Genomic DNA, 16,753 nt, shown 5'->3' with positions numbered 1-16,753 from the left:
CCCCCGACCCCAGCCCCGGCGTCCCCGCCCCCAGCCCCAGCGGCCCCGACACCGAAACCGGTCCCGGCGGCCGCGTCGCGGCGGATCGCGTCGTGGACGACGAGCGTCTGCGCCGCTGGCGTCTGGTGCTGGGGGGAGGGGAGGCGGACGGGACCGGGCGGGTGTTGGCGGGGACCGACGCGGCGATGGACGGGGCGCTCACCGCGTTGTACGAGAGCAAGGGGCAGGGCGGCGACCGCAGGGGGCGGGACCGGTCGGCGGGGCTGGGGGCCTCGGCGCCCTCCGTCGCCCGGTGGCTCGGCGACATCCGCACGTACTTCCCCAGCTCCGTCGTCCAGGTCATGCAGCGCGACGCGATCGACCGGCTCGGCCTGGCCACGCTCCTCCTGGAGCCGGAGATGCTGGAGGCCGTCGAGGCCGACGTCCACCTCGTCGGCACCCTGCTCTCCTTGAACAAGGCCATGCCGGAGACGACCAGGGAGACCGCGCGGGCCGTGGTGCGGAAGGTCGTCGAGGACCTGGAGAAGCGCTTGGCCACCCGCACCCGGGCCACGCTCACCGGTGCGCTGGACCGTTCCGCCCGGATCAGCCGCCCCCGCCACCGGGACATCGACTGGGACCGGACGATCCGCGCCAACCTCAAGAACTACCTGCCCGAGCACCGCACGGTCGTCCCCGAGCGGCTCGTCGGCCACGGGCGCGCCTCACAAGCGGTGAAGAAGGAGGTGGTGCTGTGCATCGACCAGTCCGGCTCCATGGCCGCCTCCGTCGTCCACGCCTCCGTCTTCGGTGCGGTCCTCGCCTCGATGCGGTCGATCGCGACCCGGCTCGTCGTCTTCGACACCGCCGTCGTCGACCTGACCGACCGGCTCGACGACCCGGTCGACGTCCTCTTCGGCACCCAGCTCGGTGGCGGCACCGACATCAACCGCGCGCTCGCGTACTGCCAGTCCCGGATCACCCGGCCCGCCGACACGGTGGTCGTCCTCATCAGCGACCTGTACGAGGGAGGGATCCGCGACGAGATGCTGAAGCGGGTCGCGGCGATGAAGGCGGCGGGCGTCCAGTTCGTGGCGCTGCTCGCGCTCTCCGACGAGGGCGCGCCCGCCTACGACCGCGACCACGCGGCGGCGCTCGCCGAGCTCGGCGCCCCGGCCTTCGCCTGCACCCCCGACCTCTTCCCGGAGATCATGGCGGCGGCTCTGGAGAAGCGCCCCCTGCCGATACCGGCGACCTGACCGCTACCACGCCGCGAGCGGCCCCGGGTACGGAATCCGCAACCCGGCACCACCCCCGCGGGTGCGGAATCCGCAGCCGGCGGACCACCCGCACGGGTGTGTGAGAGGCGACTGAGTCCTATATCACACAAGGGCCCGAGCGGCCCTCACCCCGGATCCGGGCGCGTCGTGAGGGGCCCGGAGGCCAGGCCCCGCCTGCCGCGAACGCCGCACGTCGGTACCCGGGACCCCCTACGGACCGCCCCGTGTTCCCTACGTTCTGTGACCCGGATCACCGCTCGGTTGTGACCTGCGATTTAGGGACCTACGTCCCACGGGGATAACCTGCGAGACGGACATGCCGCGTCCACGGACTCCGTGCACGCCTCCCTTGTGACAGCGCAGTCACGTTGCCCTTCGCGGCACGCCCACGCAGACAACGAACCGCGATCATCAGAAAAGGGACGGACGCGCGTGGACCTGTTCGAGTACCAGGCGAGGGACCTCTTCGCCAAGCACGGTGTACCGGTGCTGGCCGGTGAAGTCATCGACACGCCTGAGGCGGCGCGCGAGGCCACCGAGCGTCTTGGCGGCAAGTCGGTCGTCAAGGCGCAGGTGAAGGTCGGTGGCCGCGGCAAGGCCGGCGGCGTGAAGCTGGCGGCGAACCCGGACGAGGCCGTCGCCCGCGCGACGGACATCCTCGGGATGGACATCAAGGGCCACACGGTCCACAAGGTGATGATCGCCGAGCTGTCCCCGGAGATCGAGGCGGAGTACTACGTCTCGTACCTCCTCGACCGCACCAACCGCACCTTCCTCGCGATGGCATCGGTGCAGGGCGGCATGGACATCGAGGAGGTCGCGGAGAAGACCCCCGAGGCCCTCGCGAAGGTCCCGGTCAACGCCGTCGACGGCGTCGACATCGAGAAGGCCCGCGAGATCGTGGCCCTGGCGAAGTTCCCGGCCGACGTGGCCGAGGGTGTCGCCGAGGCCCTGGTGACCCTGTGGAAGACCTTCGTCGCCGAGGACGCGCTCCTCGTCGAGGTCAACCCGCTGGTGAAGACCAAGGACGGCCGCATCCTGGCCCTGGACGGCAAGGTGTCTCTCGACGAGAACGCCGACTTCCGTCAGCCCGACCACGAGGCGCTCGAGGACAAGGCCGCAGCCAACCCGCTCGAGGCTGCCGCCAAGGCCAAGAACCTCAACTACGTCAAGCTCGAGGGCGAGGTCGGCATCATCGGTAACGGTGCCGGTCTGGTCATGTCGACCCTGGACGTCGTCGCGTACGCCGGTGAGAACCACGGCGGCGTGAAGCCGGCCAACTTCCTCGACATCGGTGGCGGCGCCTCCGCCGAGGTCATGGCGAACGGCCTGGAGATCATCCTGGGCGACCCGGACGTCAAGTCCGTGTTCGTCAACGTCTTCGGCGGCATCACCGCCTGTGACGAGGTCGCCAACGGCATCGTCCAGGCCCTGGAGCTCCTCGCCTCCAAGGGCGAAGAGGTCACCAAGCCGCTGGTCGTGCGCCTCGACGGCAACAACGCGGAGCTGGGTCGCAAGATCCTGTCGGACGCGAACCACCCGCTCGTGCAGCGCGTGGACACCATGGACGGCGCGGCCGACAAGGCCGCCGAGCTCGCGGCTGCGAAGTAAGGGACGAGGTCAGAACACCATGGCTATCTTCCTGACCAAGGACAGCAAGGTCATCGTCCAGGGCATGACCGGTGCCACGGGCATGAAGCACACCAAGCTCATGCTGGGTGACGGCACCAACATCGTCGGCGGCGTGAACCCGCGCAAGGCCGGCACGACCGTCGACTTCGACGGCACCGAGGTCCCGGTCTTCGGCTCCGTCGCCGAGGCGATGAAGGAGACCGGCGCCAACGTCTCGGTCCTCTTCGTCCCGCCGGCCTTCGCGAAGGCCGCCGTGGTCGAGGCGATCGACGCCGAGATCCCCCTCGCCGTCGTCATCACCGAGGGCATCGCGGTCCACGACTCCGCCGCCTTCTGGGCGTACGCGCAGGCGAAGGGCAACAAGACCCGCATCATCGGCCCGAACTGCCCCGGTCTCATCACCCCGGGCCAGTCCAACGCCGGCATCATCCCGGGCGACATCACGAAGCCGGGCCGCATCGGCCTGGTCTCGAAGTCCGGCACGCTGACGTACCAGATGATGTACGAGCTCCGTGACATCGGCTTCTCGTCCGCCGTCGGCATCGGTGGCGACCCGGTCATCGGCACCACGCACATCGACGCCCTCGCGGCGTTCGAGGCGGACCCCGACACCGACCTGATCGTCATGATCGGTGAGATCGGCGGCGACGCCGAGGAGCGTGCGGCCGACTTCATCAAGGCGAACGTCACCAAGCCGGTCGTCGGCTACGTCGCGGGCTTCACCGCGCCCGAGGGCAAGACCATGGGCCACGCCGGCGCCATCGTCTCCGGCTCCTCCGGCACCGCCCAGGCGAAGAAGGAGGCCCTTGAGGCCGCGGGCGTCAAGGTCGGCAAGACGCCGACCGAGACGGCCAAGCTGGCGCGCGCGATCCTCGCGGGCTGACACCAGCGGTAGCTGTACGCGAGGGCCCCGCCCCCGCCCGGACATCCGGGCGAGGGCGGGGCCCTTTCGCGTACGGCGGCTACTCGGTCGTCGGGACCAGGCGTTCGGGGCCCGGGTGGGGCTCGGAGCGCAGCCTGTCGCGGAGTTCCAGGTCCTCGGGGCGGAGCTTCTGGGGGCCGCCGCGCACCGGCACCCCGTTGACGGTCTCGCCGGGGGCGTTGACCGGGATGTAGTGGGTCGGCGCGGTCGCGGCCGCGAAACCCGTGACGCCGATGAGGACCGCCGTCACCCCGAGCACCGCCCGCACCCAGGTGCGGCCCCGCCGCTCGCTGCCCGACCGGACGGTGCGGGCGGCCGGGAGGGTCGCCGTCGGGGCCTCCGCGACCAGCTCGCTCAGCCGCCGCTGCAGTGCCTCGGGTTCGGCGAGCTCGGGGATCCGCTGCCCGAGGACGGTGCGGGCGTGCAGCAGCCGGTTGGCGGCGGCGGGGGTGCTCGCCTCGGTCTCGGCCGCCGTCTCGGGCAGGTCGAGGCCGAGTCCGTCGTAGAGCAGGACGGTTCGGCGGTACGCCGGCGGGAGTTCGAGGAGCGCGCCGAGCAGGGTCCGCCGGCTCGCCTCGGTCGGCGGGGTGTCGGGGTGCTTGTGGGCGCGGCGCAGCCGGTGCCACGGGGAGAGGGCGTACTCGTACGCCGCCGCCCGCACCCAGCCCACCGGATCGGCGTCGACGGCGACCTCGGGCCAGTGGTCCCAGGCGTGGTGGAAGGCGTGCTCGACGGCCTCGCGGGAGAGCCGCCGGCGCCCGGTGAGCAGATAGGTCTGGTGGACGAGGCCGGGTCCGGCGTACGCGTAGAGGGCGTCGAACGCCTCCTCGGGAGTGAGGCCCGGCACCGCGGGAGCGGCCGCCGGGGCCTCCGGTGCGGGCACCGGCCGGGTCTCCTCCGCCGCCACCGGTTTCAGGCGCTCCTGCGGCCTCTGGGTGGCTTTGCGGGCGGGCCAGGGGGCGATCGCGGGGGCGGGGGACGGGGCCTTCGGCGGTTTGGCGGCCCGCTTCACCGCGGCCTTCGGGCGAACGTTGGGCGAGGCGGTGAGCGGCGTGGCCGGGCCGCCGGTCGCGGCCGGGGTGCCGGCCGGCTTCGGCGTCGTGCCCGGCGTCGTGGTGCCGGTGCCGGTGCCGGTGCCGGCGCCGGTCGCCTCCGGGGCGCGCGCGGCCGTCCGGGTGGACTCCGTCGTGGGGGTCGGCGCGGGCCCCTGGGGCTCCGGAGCGGAGGGTGCGTCGTGCTCGTCGCACGCGCCGAGCAGCTTCGCGTACGCCTCGCGCTTGCGGCCGCGGGGCGCGGAGCGCCCGGTCTCCCAGGCCTTGATCGTGGCCTTCGTGACGCCCATGGCCTCGGCGACCTGCTCCTCGCTGAGAGCGAGGGCCTCGCGCAACCTGCGCCGCTCCTTCGGGGGCGGCAGGGTGTCGGAGGGGGCGGAATCCGCGGTGCTCCGGCTCATCGGTGTCGACCTCCCGCAGCGCTTCTCTGGGCGGAAAAGTACATAAACGTATCTTGAGCGACACAACGGAACTTTGCCTGTTACGTCGCAAAAGCGCGTGTCGTTGGCAGCATGATCCCGTGACCCACGTGACCGAGCACCCCCTGGTCCAGGGCGGCCGTTCCGCCGCGCTCGCCACCGCCTGCGTCCGCGGCGGGGTCGCCGCCGGGCTCGGCCTCGGCGGGCTCGCGGTCCTGGTGACCGCGGCCTGGATCAGCTCCCCGTACCCCGACGGCGGCCCCGGCGGAGTGCTGCACCTGGCCGCCGGACTCTGGCTGCTCGCCCACGGGGTGGACCTGGTCCGCACGGACACCCTGTCGGGCCTGCCCGCGCCCCTCGGCGTCGTCCCGATGCTCCTCGTCGCCCTGCCCGTCTGGCTCGTCCACCGGGCCGCCCGCGACACCCTCGACGCGGCGGACGGGGACGGCCGTCCGCGCACCTCGGCGAGCGGCGCCGTGGCGTCGGTCGCCGGTGGGTACCTGCTGGTCGCGGCCGTGATCGTGGTCTACAGCGAGAGCGGCCCGCTGGCGGCCGACCTGATCACGGCCGGGCTCTGGCTGCCCGGCGTCGTCGTGGGCGCGGCGGGGGCCGGGGTCTGGACGGCGCTCGGCCGCCCTCTCCCCGGCGGGCGGCACACGGCCGCCGCCCTGCGCGCGGCCGGGCTCGGACTCGTCACGCTGCTCGGCGGCGGAGCGGTCGCAGCGGCCGTCTCGCTGGCCTGGCACGCGGGAGAGGCCCAGGCGGTCTTCACGGGCCTCGCGGGGGAGTGGTCCGGGCGCGTGGCCGTCCTGCTGCTGGTCCTGGCGCTGCTGCCGAACACGGCCGTCTGGGGGGCCGCGTACGGGCTCGGGCCGGGCTTCACCCTCGGCACGGGCGCCCTCGCGACCCCGTTCGGCCTCGTCGGCGACCCCGCCGTACCGCCCTTCCCGCTGCTGGCCGCACTGCCCGCCGAGGGGCGCGGCACCTGGGTCCACTGGCTGGCCGTCGCCGCCCCGCTGGCCGCCGCCGCCGTCCAGGGCGGGCGCGTGGGCCGTGCGGCGCGGACCTGGGCGGCCCGGGACGCCGCCCTCACGGCCCTGGGCGCCGCCTGGGGCTGCGGGGCGGCCGTCGCGGTCCTCGCCGCCGCCGCGGGCGGCCCGCTCGGCAGCGGCCGGCTCTCGGCCTTCGGTCCCGTCTGGTGGCAGGCGGGCGCCGCGACGGTGCTCTGGGGCGCCTGTCTCGGCGTCCCCACGACGCTTGCGGTACGGGCCTGGGGCCGTCGCGTCCCGCGCCCGAAGAACCTGCCGGTGTCGGCCCCCGCGTCCGGCGGCGCGTCCGTGCCGGGCCCCGCCGCGGCGAGCGGCATCCCGGCCCGCACCGCGTCCTCCGGCGCCTCCACCCCGGGCCGGTCGGCCCGCACCGCGTCCTCCGGCGCCTCCACCCCGGGCCGGTCGGCCGGGGTCGCGGGCCGGAAGTCCTCCGCGGACCGGCCCCGCGGTGCAGAAGCCGCGGCTCAGGACCTCGCCGACCTCGACGACGACTCCGGCTACGAGCCGTACGACTACCTCCCGGCGGCCTGGGAGCCCTCGCCCCCGATCCCGCTCCGGGCCTCGGCCCGGCCCTCGGCCGTCCCCCCGGACCTCGACCCGGTCCGGCCCCCGGCCCCGTCCTCCGACGGCACGCCGGAGCGGGCTGCCGGCCCTGCTCGGGCCACCGTCGAGCCGGAGGTCCCGCCGCCCGCGGACACCCCCTGAGCGCGCTACTCCCGGACGCCGAAGCCCGCGCGCAGCGGCTTGGGGAGGAGGTCGTTGCAGGCGAGCTGGCCCGCGTGGGTGAGGGCGTCGTCACGGCACTCGTAGAAGTCGCGGTAGACGACCTGCATGGTGAAGCCGACCGCGACGATCATCAGGGCGACGCTCGCCGCGACCAGACCGCTGATCGCGGCCGTGCGCATCGAGCGGAGCGGGGCGCCCGCCGCGGACGCGCCCTGCCCGGAGGCCTGACCCGGCAGCGGCCCCTGACCGGGGGCCGTTCCGCCGGTCCGACCCTGGACCTGGCCGGGGACCTGTCCCGAGGCCTGGGACGCCGGCTGTGATGTCGGCGACAGATCGGCCGCCGGCTTCGGCTTGGCGCGGAGGGAGCTGATCGCCCAGTAGAGGCCGAGGGCGCCGAGCAGCAGGGCCAGCTCCGGGATGTCGAAGATGGCGAAGAAGAAGGCCCACATGCCCGCGAGGATCGCGTACCGCGCCCGCCGCTGCGCCGGGTCCGTCGGGTCCCAGCGGAGCCCCTGACGCCCGGGCCCGCTCTGGCCGGGACCGCCCTCCGGTCCGCCCTGGCCGCCGCCCTGCCGCTCCGGACCGCGACCGAAGCCGTCCGTCGAGGGGCCGGGCTGGCGCGGGCTCCAGCGGCCGTCGGACGGGCCCGACGCGTCCGGGCTCCCGGACGCGTCGTCGTCCGAACCCTCCGGCCGCCGCGGCTGCCACGGCTGGTCGGGGCGCCCCTCGGGCGGCGGTGCGAACGGGTTGTCGTCGTTCGTGGACTGGCGTTCCGGCATCTGCTGAACGTCTTCCCTCTGTCGTCGCGACCACGGCCGCATCCGTGGTCTCCACTGCTGTCTCGTCCGCCGCTCTGCGCTGATCGCCAGGCGTCGGACCCTGACGCTACCGCCCTGCTCCGCCCCCGTCCCGTGGGGGCCGTCCCGTGTGCCGGTATCGTTGCTGACGGTCGAGCCATTCGTAGGGTTCCCCGTATCGAGGGGCACGATTCGTTCGTACGACCGTACAAACACCACGGAAAGTAGTGACCCAGTGGCTGCCGCCCGCCTCGTCGTCCTGGTCTCCGGGTCCGGTACCAATCTGCAGGCCCTCCTCGACGCCATCGCCGCCGACCCCGAGGGGTACGGAGCGGAGGTCGTCGCCGTCGGTGCCGACCGCGACGGCATCGTCGGCCTGGAGCGCGCCGAGCGCGCCGGGCTGCCCACCTACGTGTGCCGGGTCAAGGACCACGCCACCCGCGAGGAGTGGGACCGCGCCCTGACCGAGGCCACCGCCGCCCACGAGCCGGACCTCGTCGTCTCGGCCGGCTTCATGAAGATCGTCGGCAAGGAGTTCCTCGCCCGCTTCGACGGCCGCGTGGTCAACACCCACCCGGCCCTGCTGCCCAGTTTTCCCGGTGCCCACGGAGTGCGCGACGCCCTCGCGTACGGCGCGAAGGTCACCGGATGCACCGTCCACTTCGTCGACGACGGTGTCGACACCGGCCCGATCATCGCCCAGGGCGTGGTCGAGGTGCGGGACGAGGACGATGAAGACGCTCTCCACGAGCGCATCAAGGAAGTCGAGCGCTCGCTGCTCGTCGACGTCGTGGGGCGCCTCGCCCGGCACGGCTATCGCATTGAGGGACGAAAGGTTCATGTCGGTGAACACGGACACCGTTAAGCCCATCCGCCGCGCGCTGGTCAGCGTCTACGACAAGACGGGGCTCGAAGAGCTGGCCCGCGGTCTGCACGAGGCCGGTGTCGAGCTCGTCTCCACCGGCTCCACGGCCGGGAAGATCGCCGCCGCGGGCGTGCCGGTCACCAAGGTCGAGGAGCTGACCGGCTTCCCCGAGTGCCTGGACGGCCGCGTCAAGACCCTCCACCCGCGCGTGCACGCCGGCATCCTCGCCGACCTGCGCCTCGAATCGCACCGCGAGCAGCTCGCCGAGCTCGGCGTGGAGCCCTTCGACCTGGTCGTCGTGAACCTCTACCCGTTCCGCGAGACGGTCGCCTCCGGCGCCACCCCGGACGAGTGCGTCGAGCAGATCGACATCGGCGGCCCGTCCATGGTCCGCGCCGCGGCCAAGAACCACCCGTCCGTGGCCATCGTCACCAGCCCCGAGCGGTACGCCGACGTGCTCGCGGCCGTGCAGGCCGGCGGCTTCGACCTGACCGCCCGCAAGCGCCTCGCCGGCGAGGCCTTCCAGCACACCGCCGCGTACGACGTGGCCGTCGCCTCCTGGTTCGCCGACGACTACGCCGCCGCCGACGACTCCGGCTTCCCCGACTTCCTGGGCGCCACCTACACGCGCAACAACGTCCTGCGCTACGGCGAGAACCCGCACCAGGGCGCCGCGCTCTACGTCGACGGCACCGGCGGCCTCGCCGAGGCCGAGCAGCTGCACGGCAAGGAGATGTCGTACAACAACTTCACGGACACCGACGCCGCGCGCCGGGCCGCGTACGACCACACCGAGCCCTGCGTCGCGATCATCAAGCACGCCAACCCGTGCGGCATCGCGATCGGCGCCGACGTCGCCGAGGCCCACCGCAAGGCGCACGCCTGTGACCCGCTGTCCGCGTTCGGCGGCGTCATCGCCGTCAACCGCCCGGTGTCCGTCGCGATGGCCGAGCAGGTCGCCGAGATCTTCACCGAGGTCATCGTCGCCCCCGGCTACGAGGACGGCGCGGTCGAGATCCTCGCCAAGAAGAAGAACATCCGCGTCCTGAAGGCCGAGGGCGCCCCGGCCAACCCCGTCGAGGTCAAGCCCATCGACGGCGGCGCCCTCCTCCAGGTCACCGACCGCCTCCAGGCCGAAGGCGACGACCCGGCGAACTGGACCCTCGCGACCGGCGAGGCCCTGTCCGCCGACGAGCTCGCCGAGCTGTCCTTCGCCTGGAAGGCCTGCCGCGCGGTCAAGTCCAACGCGATCCTCCTCTCCAAGGACGGCGCCTCCGTCGGCGTCGGCATGGGCCAGGTCAACCGCGTCGACTCCGCCAAGCTGGCCGTCGAGCGCGCCGGCGAGGAGCGGGCGCGCGGCGCCTACGCCGCCTCCGACGCCTTCTTCCCCTTCCCCGACGGCCTGGAGATCCTCACCGCGGCCGGCGTGAAGGCCGTCGTCCAGCCCGGCGGCTCCGTCCGCGACGAGCAGGTCGTCGAGGCCGCCAAGCAGGCCGGCGTCACGATGTACTTCACCGGCACCCGCCACTTCTTCCACTGAGAGTGATCCCACAGGGCCCCTCCTCCGGGAGGGGCCCTGTGGGCTTCCCGGAGCAGCCCGTGGGCTTCCCGTGGGCTTCCTGTGGGCGGATCCGCCGAACGGGTGGACTCTGGTCTAATGGGTTGCTCTTTTGTCGGCCGCCGGTGCTGGGGGACGTGGTGTTGGACGTACTGAACAGGCCCGCTGCGGAGACCACCGGCGCGGAGCCGTCCGACGGCCTCTCCCCGGCGCCCCTGCGCCCGTACCTGATACTCGCGGGCGTCCTGTGCGGCCTGTACTTCCTCTACTCCTGGGTCCAGTACACGCACTTCAGGACCCCCTCGTGGGACCTCGGGATCTTCGGGCAGTCCGTCCGGGCGTACGCCGAGTTCCGCGCGCCCGTCGTCGACATCAAGGGCCCCGGCTTCCACATACTCGGGGACCACTTCAGCCCGGTCACCGCGCTCCTCGCGCCCCTGTACTGGATCTGGCCCTCGCCGGTCTCGCTGCTCTTCGGCCAGGCCGCGCTCTTCGCCGCGTCCGCCGTCGTCGTGGGCCGCACCACCCAGCAGGTCCTGGGCAGCCGCGCCGCCGGCATCGGGCTCACCGTCGCGTACGGGCTGTCCTGGGGCCTCCAGGAGGCGGTCAAGTCCGACTTCCACGAGATCGCGTTCGCCGTCCCGCTGCTCGCCCTGACCTGCCGGGCCCTGATCCTCGGCCGCTGGACGGCGGCCGTCGCCTGGTCCGTCCCGCTGGTCCTGGTCAAGGAGGACATGGGGCTCACCGTCGCCATGGTCGGCGCGGTCCTCTTCCTGAAGGGGCAGAAGCGGCTGGGCGCCGCCCTGGCCGGGTTCGGAGCGGCGGCCTTCGCCCTCACGGTCCTCGTGCTGATCCCGGCGGCGAGCTCGCTCGGCCAGTACGACTACTGGTCGAAGATCGAGAAGACCGGTCAGGGCGCCGAGACCTCGTTCGGGCAGGTCATCGGCGACGCGCTCGCCTCGGGGGAGCGGTGGGAGATGGTCTTCTACCTGCTCGCCATCACCGGCTTCCTGGCCCTGCGCTCCCCGCTGATCCTGCTCGTCCTGCCCACCCTCGGCTGGCGGTTCCTCTCCCAGGACGCCAACCACTGGGGCATGCACTGGCACTACAGCGCCATCCTCATGCCGATCGTCTTCCTGGCCCTCGTGGACGCCGCCCGCTCCGTGCGCACCTCGCCGCGGGCCTGGCTCGCCTCGTACGGGAAGGTCGTCGTCCCCGTCGCGACGGCGGTCGCGCTCGTGCTGGCCGCGAACCTGCCGCTCCGGGAGCTGTTGAAGTCGGAGACGTACGCCACGGACGTCCGGGCCGAGCAGGCTCGGGCCGCGGTGGACGCGGTCCCCGACGGGGCGAGCGTCGAGGCGGACGTCTCGCTCCTCGCCCACCTCACGGCGGACCACCGGGTCTACTGGGTGGGCACCTCGAAGGGCGCCACCCCGGACTACCTCGCGTTCGACCTGCGCGGCTGGGGGCAGCAGGTCTCCGACCCGGCGCAGCTGGCTTCGCAACTGCATCCGGAGGCGCGGTACGAGATCACGTACCGATCGGACGGGTTCGCGGTGCTCAAGCGGGTGTGACCCGGAGGGAACGGCGGAGGGGCCGGGTTCCGCGCCTCTCGGTGCGGAACCCGGCCCCTCACGGGTTCGTGCTCAGTACTGCTGCTTGTTCCGGTTGAACCAGGCCGCGCCGTCCGACTTCGCCACGAAGACGATGACCAGGACGGAGAGGGCCAGGCTGACGATGCCGAGCGGCAGCGAGAAGAGGCTGAACAGCGCGCCGATGGCGCCGTAGACGATCGAGCCGATGCGGATGCCGTTGCCGCCGGAGCGGAACTTGGCGGCCAGCACCATGCCGACGGCGGCGAAGACCAGCGAGATGACGCCCGCGACGATCAGGATGCCCTGACCGAAGTCGGCGAACGCCTCGGCGTCGGCCGACGAGGCGCCCGACTTCTCCAGCTCGCTGTCGACCGCGAAGGACAGACCGATGATCGCGATGCCGCCGATCAGGTTGAAGGCGCCCAGGATCCACAGCATCACGCGCGCGGCCTTCACACCGCCGGGCATCTCGGTCGGGCCTGCCGGGTAGCCGCCGTACGGGGAGACCGGCGGGGCGGCCGGGTAGCCGTAGCCGCCCTGCTGCGGGGGCACGCCCTGGGGGGCCTGCTGCGGGTAGCCGTAACCGGGCTGCTGGCCCTGGCCCTGCTGGCCGTAGGGGTTGTTCGGGTCACCGAAGCTCATCGCGGGTTTCCTCCGTGAATTTTCTCTGTGCGGGGACGACGCGGCCCGCGCGGAGGACTTTCACGGCATTTCAGCGGATTTCCCCCCGGCACTTTCCGCGGTACTGCGCGGATCATCGTCGTCGCACCGTCGACTCCTTGTCCAGTCGATACGTGGTGGAGTTGTGCAAGTGCAACCTGTCGCTCCGGATGACGGTGGCCTCGGCGGGAGCGAATTGGAACAAGGCGGGGGTCATCCGGGAGGATGTCTCCATGAGCGCCCAGATTCTCGATGGCAAGGCCACCGCAGCCGCGATCAAATCCGATCTGACCGTCCGTGTGGCGGCCCTCAAGGAGAAGGGCATCACGCCCGGCCTCGGCACCGTCCTGGTCGGCGACGACCCGGCCAGCCAGAAGTACGTGGCCGGCAAGCACCGCGACTGCGCGCAGGTCGGGCTCGCCTCGATCCAGCGCACGCTGCCCGCCACCGCCACCCAGGAGGAGATCGAGGCGGTCGTTCGGGAGCTCAACGAGGACCCCGCCTGCACCGGCTACATCGTCCAGCTCCCGCTGCCCAAGGGCATCGACGAGAACCGCATCCTGGAGCTGATGGACCCGGCCAAGGACGCGGACGGCCTGCACCCGACCAACCTCGGCCGACTCGTGCTCAACGAGCCCGCCCCGCTGCCCTGCACGCCGAACGGCATCGTCACCCTGCTCCGCGCCCACGGCGTGGAGATCAACGGTGCCGAGGTCGTCGTCGTCGGCCGCGGCGTCACCATCGGGCGTCCGATGCCGCTCATCCTGACCCGCCGCTCCGAGAACGCGACCGTGACCCAGTGCCACACCGGCACCCGGGACCTCTCGGCGCACCTGCGCAACGCCGACATCATCGTCGCGGCGGCCGGCGTGCCGCACCTCATCAAGCCGGAGGACGTGAAGCCGGGTGCCGCCGTCCTCGACGTCGGCGTCTCGCGCAACGGAGAGGGCAAGATCCTCGGCGACGTGGACCCCGGCGTCGCCGAGGTGGCCGCCTGGATCTCCCCGAACCCGGGCGGCGTGGGCCCGATGACCCGCGCGCAGCTCCTCGTCAACGTCGTCGAGGCCGCCGAGCGCGCGGCCGCGGCGCTCTGACGTGACCTCCGGGACCCCGGGGACACCCGGGAACCCGGCCGGGGCGGCGGACACGGCGACGGACGAGGCGACCGGTCCCGGGACGCCGGACTCCGCGACCTCGGGCGCCTCCGGCTCCGGGGATCCGGGCGCCGGGGTTACCGGCGCCGGGACCTCGGGCGTCGGGGACACCGCTTCCGGAACGGTGGACGGCGCGGCGGCGGAGGCAGGGGCGAAGAGCGGTCCGTGGAAGCGGCCGGCGCCGACCCTCACCACCGACACCGCGCGGCCCGAGGGCGGCGGCCGGGCGGCGCCCGGCGACGCTCCGGCACCCGCTCGGCAGTGGCCGCTGCTCACCGTTCTCGGCCTCGCCGGGATCGGTCTGGTCGTGGTGGGCACGGACCCGTTCCCGAAGGCCTTCCGGGTGGGGGTGATCCTGGTCGGGGCCGCGCTCCTCGTCGGTGCCGTGCTGCGCCGGGCCCTGCCGTCGGTCGGCATGCTGGCCGTCCGGTCCCGTTTCACGGACATGATCACGTACGGGGTGATGGGCGCCCTGATCGTGTTCCTCGCGCTGATGGCGCAGCCGGAGCCCTGGCTGCGGATCCCGTTCCTGGAGGACGTGCTCCACCTGACGGTCACCTGACCCGGCGAACCTCACGACGGCGCCCGCCCTCTCCCCCGTGGGAGGGCGGGCGCCGCCGCGATCAAGGGTCATGTACGTGCCAACGGGGATTCAAGATCCGTCGGCGCGCTGTGGCACGGAAGTGACCATTCCGGTACCTCGGCCGCGCATCCGGGTACGGAGCACCCCCGGACCTGCCATCCTTCGGGGAGGCAGGGGACAAGGGGGATCGCACATGCCTCGCTGGAAGGCGCTTCCGGACGAACTCGACCCGGACATCCGCGCGTTCACGGAGCGGCTCCGCCGCCTCGTCGACCGCAGCGGCCTCGGCGTCGCGGCCGTCGCCGAACGCACCGGACACGAACGGTCCGCCTGGGACACGTACCTGAGCGCCCGTCTGCCCGTGCCCAGGGGTGCCGTCGTCACCCTCGCCGAACTCACCGGCGGCGACGCGGGCAGCCTCGCCGCCGACTGGGAACGCGCCGAACACGCGTGGTCGCGGACGGGACGACCGCCGCTTCCCGCCCTCCCTGACGCCGAGGCCGACTCCGACTCCGAGACCGGCTCCGGCTCCGACTCCGAGACCGGCTCCGGCTTCGAGGCCGGCTCCGAGACCGGCGCCGGTGGCGACCGCACCCTGCAGATCCGCCGCCTCGACCGCGTACCCGCCCCCGGCGGCGCCCCGGCCCCGGCCCAGGTCCCCGCACCTCCCCCCGCCTCCTCCGCGCCCCGCTCCCGTCGCTCCGTCGTGCTCCTCTACGCGGCCGGGATCATCGGCGCGCTGCTCGTCGTCACGGCCGCGCTGCTGCTGGTGGACCTCGGCGGCGCGGGCGGCGCGGACGGGCCGACGGCCGCCCCGCCGGTCACGGCGACCCCGAGCGCGGCGCCGCGCACCAGCCTGCCGGCGGGCGTGGAGTGCGCGGGAGCCGACTGCACGGGGCAGGACCCCGAGGCCATGGGCTGTGGCGGGCCGCTGGCCGAGACGGTCGCGCGGGTCCGCGTCGGCGCCGCGCTGGTGGAGGTCCGGCACAGCGGGACCTGCGCCGCCGTATGGGCGCGGATCACCGGCGCGGCGCCGGGGGACGCCGTCACGGTGGAGGCGGCGGGCGCGGTCGAGCGCGTCGTGCTGCCCGAGGGTGCCGACACCGACGCGTACACGCCGATGCTCGCCGTCACGTCCGCGGCGGACGCGCGCGCGTGCGGCACGCTCGTGGACGGGCGTGTCGGATGCACCGTGAACCCGTGACGGCGGAAGGACCCGAACGGGCCCCGGACAGAGGCCCGGAGGGGCTACCGGACGGGTGGCAGTGAGCCGGACCACAAGGGGGTGGGGGTTCGCGGGGCCTCGGGTCGGATAGCCTGACCGCTGGAATTCTCTTCACGTCGAGACACCGATCGATCACAGCGATCGATCGTCGATCGTCGATCAAGGAAGGGACGTCCAGCACCAGGGGCAGGGACCCCCACCGCCAGCTGTCTTACGGAGATCGCCATGACCCGCACTCCCGTGAATGTCACCGTCACCGGCGCGGCCGGCCAGATCGGCTACGCGCTGCTCTTCCGCATCGCCTCCGGCCACCTGCTCGGCGCGGACGTGCCGGTCAAGCTGCGCCTCCTCGAGATCCCGCAGGGCGTGAAGGCCGCCGAGGGCACCGCCATGGAGCTCGACGACTGCGCGTTCCCGCTGCTCAAGGGCATCGACATCTTCGACGACCCGAACAAGGGCTTCGAGGGCGCCAACATCGGTCTGCTCGTGGGCGCCCGCCCGCGTGGCCCGGGCATGGAGCGCGGCGACCTGCTCGCCGCCAACGGCGGCATCTTCAAGCCGCAGGGCGAGGCCATCGCCGCCCACGCCGCGGACGACGTCAAGATCCTCGTCGTCGGCAACCCGGCCAACACCAACGCCCTGATCGCCCAGTCGGCCGCCAAGGGCGTCCCGGCCGAGCGCTTCACCGCGATGACCCGCCTGGACCACAACCGCGCGCTGACGCAGCTGGCCAAGAAGACCGGCTCCTCGGTCACGGACATCAAGCGCCTCACCATCTGGGGCAACCACTCCGCGACCCAGTACCCGGACATCTTCCAGGCGCAGATCGCCGGCAAGAACGCCGCCGAGATCGTCAACGACGAGGCGTGGCTGGCCGACGACTTCATCCCGACCGTCGCCAAGCGCGGCGCCGCGATCATCGACGCCCGTGGCGCGTCCTCCGCCGCCTCCGCCGCGAACGCCGCCATCGACCACGTGTACACGTGGGTCAACGGCACCGCCGAGGGCGACTGGACCTCCATGGGCGTCCCGTCCGACGGCTCCTACGGCGTCCCGGAGGGCCTGATCTCCTCCTTCCCCGTCACCTGCAAGGACGGCAAGTACGAGATCGTCCAGGACCTGGAGATCAACGACTTCTCCCGCACCCGCATCGACGCCTCCGTGCGCGAGCTCTCCGAGGAGCGCGACGCCGTTCGCGAGCTCGGCCTGATCTGAGCCCCGGCCCGACCCGGGCCCACGCTCCAAGTGCTCGGTGCC

Annotated in this window: 14 protein-coding genes; 11 read left to right on the top strand and 3 right to left on the bottom strand. The window is 73.1% G+C overall.

Annotated features, from left to right (window positions below; all coding sequences use genetic code 11):
* Positions 1 to 92 precede the first annotated feature (92 nt).
* The 3 genes from OO54_RS34735 to sucD all read left to right on the top strand — a co-directional run bounded on the left by OO54_RS34735 (position 93) and on the right by sucD (position 3,774).
* Complete coding sequence (locus tag OO54_RS34735) at positions 93 to 1,238, top strand: VWA domain-containing protein (RefSeq protein ID WP_033210590.1); 1,146 nt, start codon at positions 93 to 95, stop codon at positions 1,236 to 1,238.
* A 453-nt stretch (positions 1,239 to 1,691) separates the two neighbouring features.
* Complete coding sequence (gene sucC, locus OO54_RS34730) at positions 1,692 to 2,870, top strand: ADP-forming succinate--CoA ligase subunit beta (RefSeq protein ID WP_033210588.1); 1,179 nt, start codon at positions 1,692 to 1,694, stop codon at positions 2,868 to 2,870.
* A 19-nt stretch (positions 2,871 to 2,889) separates the two neighbouring features.
* A complete protein-coding gene (gene sucD, locus OO54_RS34725) occupies positions 2,890 to 3,774 on the top strand; it encodes a succinate--CoA ligase subunit alpha (protein WP_015035673.1) in 885 nt (294 codons plus the stop codon).
* 79 nt (positions 3,775 to 3,853) lie between these two features.
* On the opposite strand, the gene OO54_RS34720 is transcribed toward sucD, so the two are convergent.
* The gene (locus OO54_RS34720; RefSeq protein ID WP_033210582.1) at positions 3,854 to 5,266 is read right to left on the bottom strand and encodes a helix-turn-helix domain-containing protein; all 1,413 of its coding nucleotides are present in this window, start codon (positions 5,264 to 5,266) and stop codon (positions 3,854 to 3,856) included.
* 119 nt (positions 5,267 to 5,385) lie between these two features.
* On the opposite strand from OO54_RS34720, the gene OO54_RS34715 reads away from it, so the two are divergent.
* Complete coding sequence (locus OO54_RS34715; RefSeq protein ID WP_033210580.1) at positions 5,386 to 7,038, top strand: cell division protein PerM; 1,653 nt, start codon at positions 5,386 to 5,388, stop codon at positions 7,036 to 7,038.
* A gap of 5 nt (positions 7,039 to 7,043) precedes the next feature.
* On the opposite strand, the gene OO54_RS34710 is transcribed toward OO54_RS34715, so the two are convergent.
* Complete coding sequence (locus tag OO54_RS34710) at positions 7,044 to 7,838, bottom strand: hypothetical protein (RefSeq protein ID WP_200146772.1); 795 nt, start codon at positions 7,836 to 7,838, stop codon at positions 7,044 to 7,046.
* A gap of 253 nt (positions 7,839 to 8,091) precedes the next feature.
* On the opposite strand from OO54_RS34710, the gene purN reads away from it, so the two are divergent.
* The 3 genes from purN to OO54_RS34695 all read left to right on the top strand — a co-directional run bounded on the left by purN (position 8,092) and on the right by OO54_RS34695 (position 11,853).
* Complete coding sequence (gene purN, locus OO54_RS34705; RefSeq protein WP_017239667.1) at positions 8,092 to 8,721, top strand: phosphoribosylglycinamide formyltransferase; 630 nt, start codon at positions 8,092 to 8,094, stop codon at positions 8,719 to 8,721.
* Positions 8,696 to 10,261, top strand: a complete 1,566-nt coding sequence (gene purH, locus OO54_RS34700) for a bifunctional phosphoribosylaminoimidazolecarboxamide formyltransferase/IMP cyclohydrolase (protein WP_033210574.1) — start codon at positions 8,696 to 8,698, stop codon at positions 10,259 to 10,261. The genes purN and purH overlap by 26 nt, the downstream gene beginning before the upstream one ends.
* Positions 10,262 to 10,419: 158 nt before the next feature.
* Positions 10,420 to 11,853 carry a DUF2079 domain-containing protein gene (locus OO54_RS34695; RefSeq protein WP_399522932.1) on the top strand — a complete coding sequence of 478 codons (1,434 nt, stop codon included), beginning with the start codon at positions 10,420 to 10,422 and terminating at the stop codon, positions 11,851 to 11,853.
* A gap of 72 nt (positions 11,854 to 11,925) precedes the next feature.
* Here OO54_RS34695 and OO54_RS34690 read toward each other — a convergent pair whose 3' ends face one another.
* Positions 11,926 to 12,516 (bottom strand): hypothetical protein, encoded by a 591-nt coding sequence (locus OO54_RS34690; protein WP_033210566.1) that lies wholly within the window; start codon positions 12,514 to 12,516, stop codon positions 11,926 to 11,928.
* A 251-nt stretch (positions 12,517 to 12,767) separates the two neighbouring features.
* On the opposite strand from OO54_RS34690, the gene OO54_RS34685 reads away from it, so the two are divergent.
* The 4 genes from OO54_RS34685 (at position 12,768) to OO54_RS34670 (ending at position 16,711) form a co-directional block, all read left to right on the top strand.
* Complete coding sequence (locus tag OO54_RS34685; protein WP_033210563.1) at positions 12,768 to 13,628, top strand: bifunctional methylenetetrahydrofolate dehydrogenase/methenyltetrahydrofolate cyclohydrolase; 861 nt, start codon at positions 12,768 to 12,770, stop codon at positions 13,626 to 13,628.
* 1 nt (position 13,629) lies between these two features.
* Complete coding sequence (locus OO54_RS34680; protein ID WP_033210561.1) at positions 13,630 to 14,250, top strand: DUF3017 domain-containing protein; 621 nt, start codon at positions 13,630 to 13,632, stop codon at positions 14,248 to 14,250.
* Positions 14,251 to 14,464: 214 nt separating this feature from the next.
* Positions 14,465 to 15,475 (top strand): helix-turn-helix domain-containing protein, encoded by a 1,011-nt coding sequence (locus OO54_RS34675; RefSeq protein ID WP_033210558.1) that lies wholly within the window; start codon positions 14,465 to 14,467, stop codon positions 15,473 to 15,475.
* Positions 15,476 to 15,721: 246 nt separating this feature from the next.
* A complete protein-coding gene (locus OO54_RS34670) occupies positions 15,722 to 16,711 on the top strand; it encodes a malate dehydrogenase (protein WP_033210555.1) in 990 nt (329 codons plus the stop codon).
* Positions 16,712 to 16,753 lie beyond the last annotated feature (42 nt).

It is taken from the genome of Streptomyces wedmorensis (assembly GCF_000716445.1).
Lineage (GTDB): Bacteria > Actinomycetota > Actinomycetes > Streptomycetales > Streptomycetaceae > Streptomyces > Streptomyces wedmorensis.
Note: the sequence above shows the minus strand (reverse complement) of the source record. Positions and strands in the feature narration are given on the sequence as shown.

Bases quoted from the DNA above. Each gene is read 5' to 3' on its own strand.
- OO54_RS34690 (WP_033210566.1), bottom strand. From the start codon at position 12,516: ATGAGCTTCGGTGACCCGAACAACCCCTACGGCCAGCAGGGCCAGGGC.
- purH (WP_033210574.1), top strand. From the start codon at position 8,696: ATGTCGGTGAACACGGACACCGTTAAGCCCATCCGCCGCGCGCTGGTC.
- OO54_RS34675 (WP_033210558.1), top strand. From the start codon at position 14,465: ATGCCTCGCTGGAAGGCGCTTCCGGACGAACTCGACCCGGACATCCGC.
- OO54_RS34720 (WP_033210582.1), bottom strand. From the start codon at position 5,266: ATGAGCCGGAGCACCGCGGATTCCGCCCCCTCCGACACCCTGCCGCCC.
- OO54_RS34670 (WP_033210555.1), top strand. From the start codon at position 15,722: ATGACCCGCACTCCCGTGAATGTCACCGTCACCGGCGCGGCCGGCCAG.
- OO54_RS34710 (WP_200146772.1), bottom strand. From the start codon at position 7,838: ATGCCGGAACGCCAGTCCACGAACGACGACAACCCGTTCGCACCGCCG.
- OO54_RS34685 (WP_033210563.1), top strand. From the start codon at position 12,768: ATGAGCGCCCAGATTCTCGATGGCAAGGCCACCGCAGCCGCGATCAAA.
- sucD (WP_015035673.1), top strand. From the start codon at position 2,890: ATGGCTATCTTCCTGACCAAGGACAGCAAGGTCATCGTCCAGGGCATG.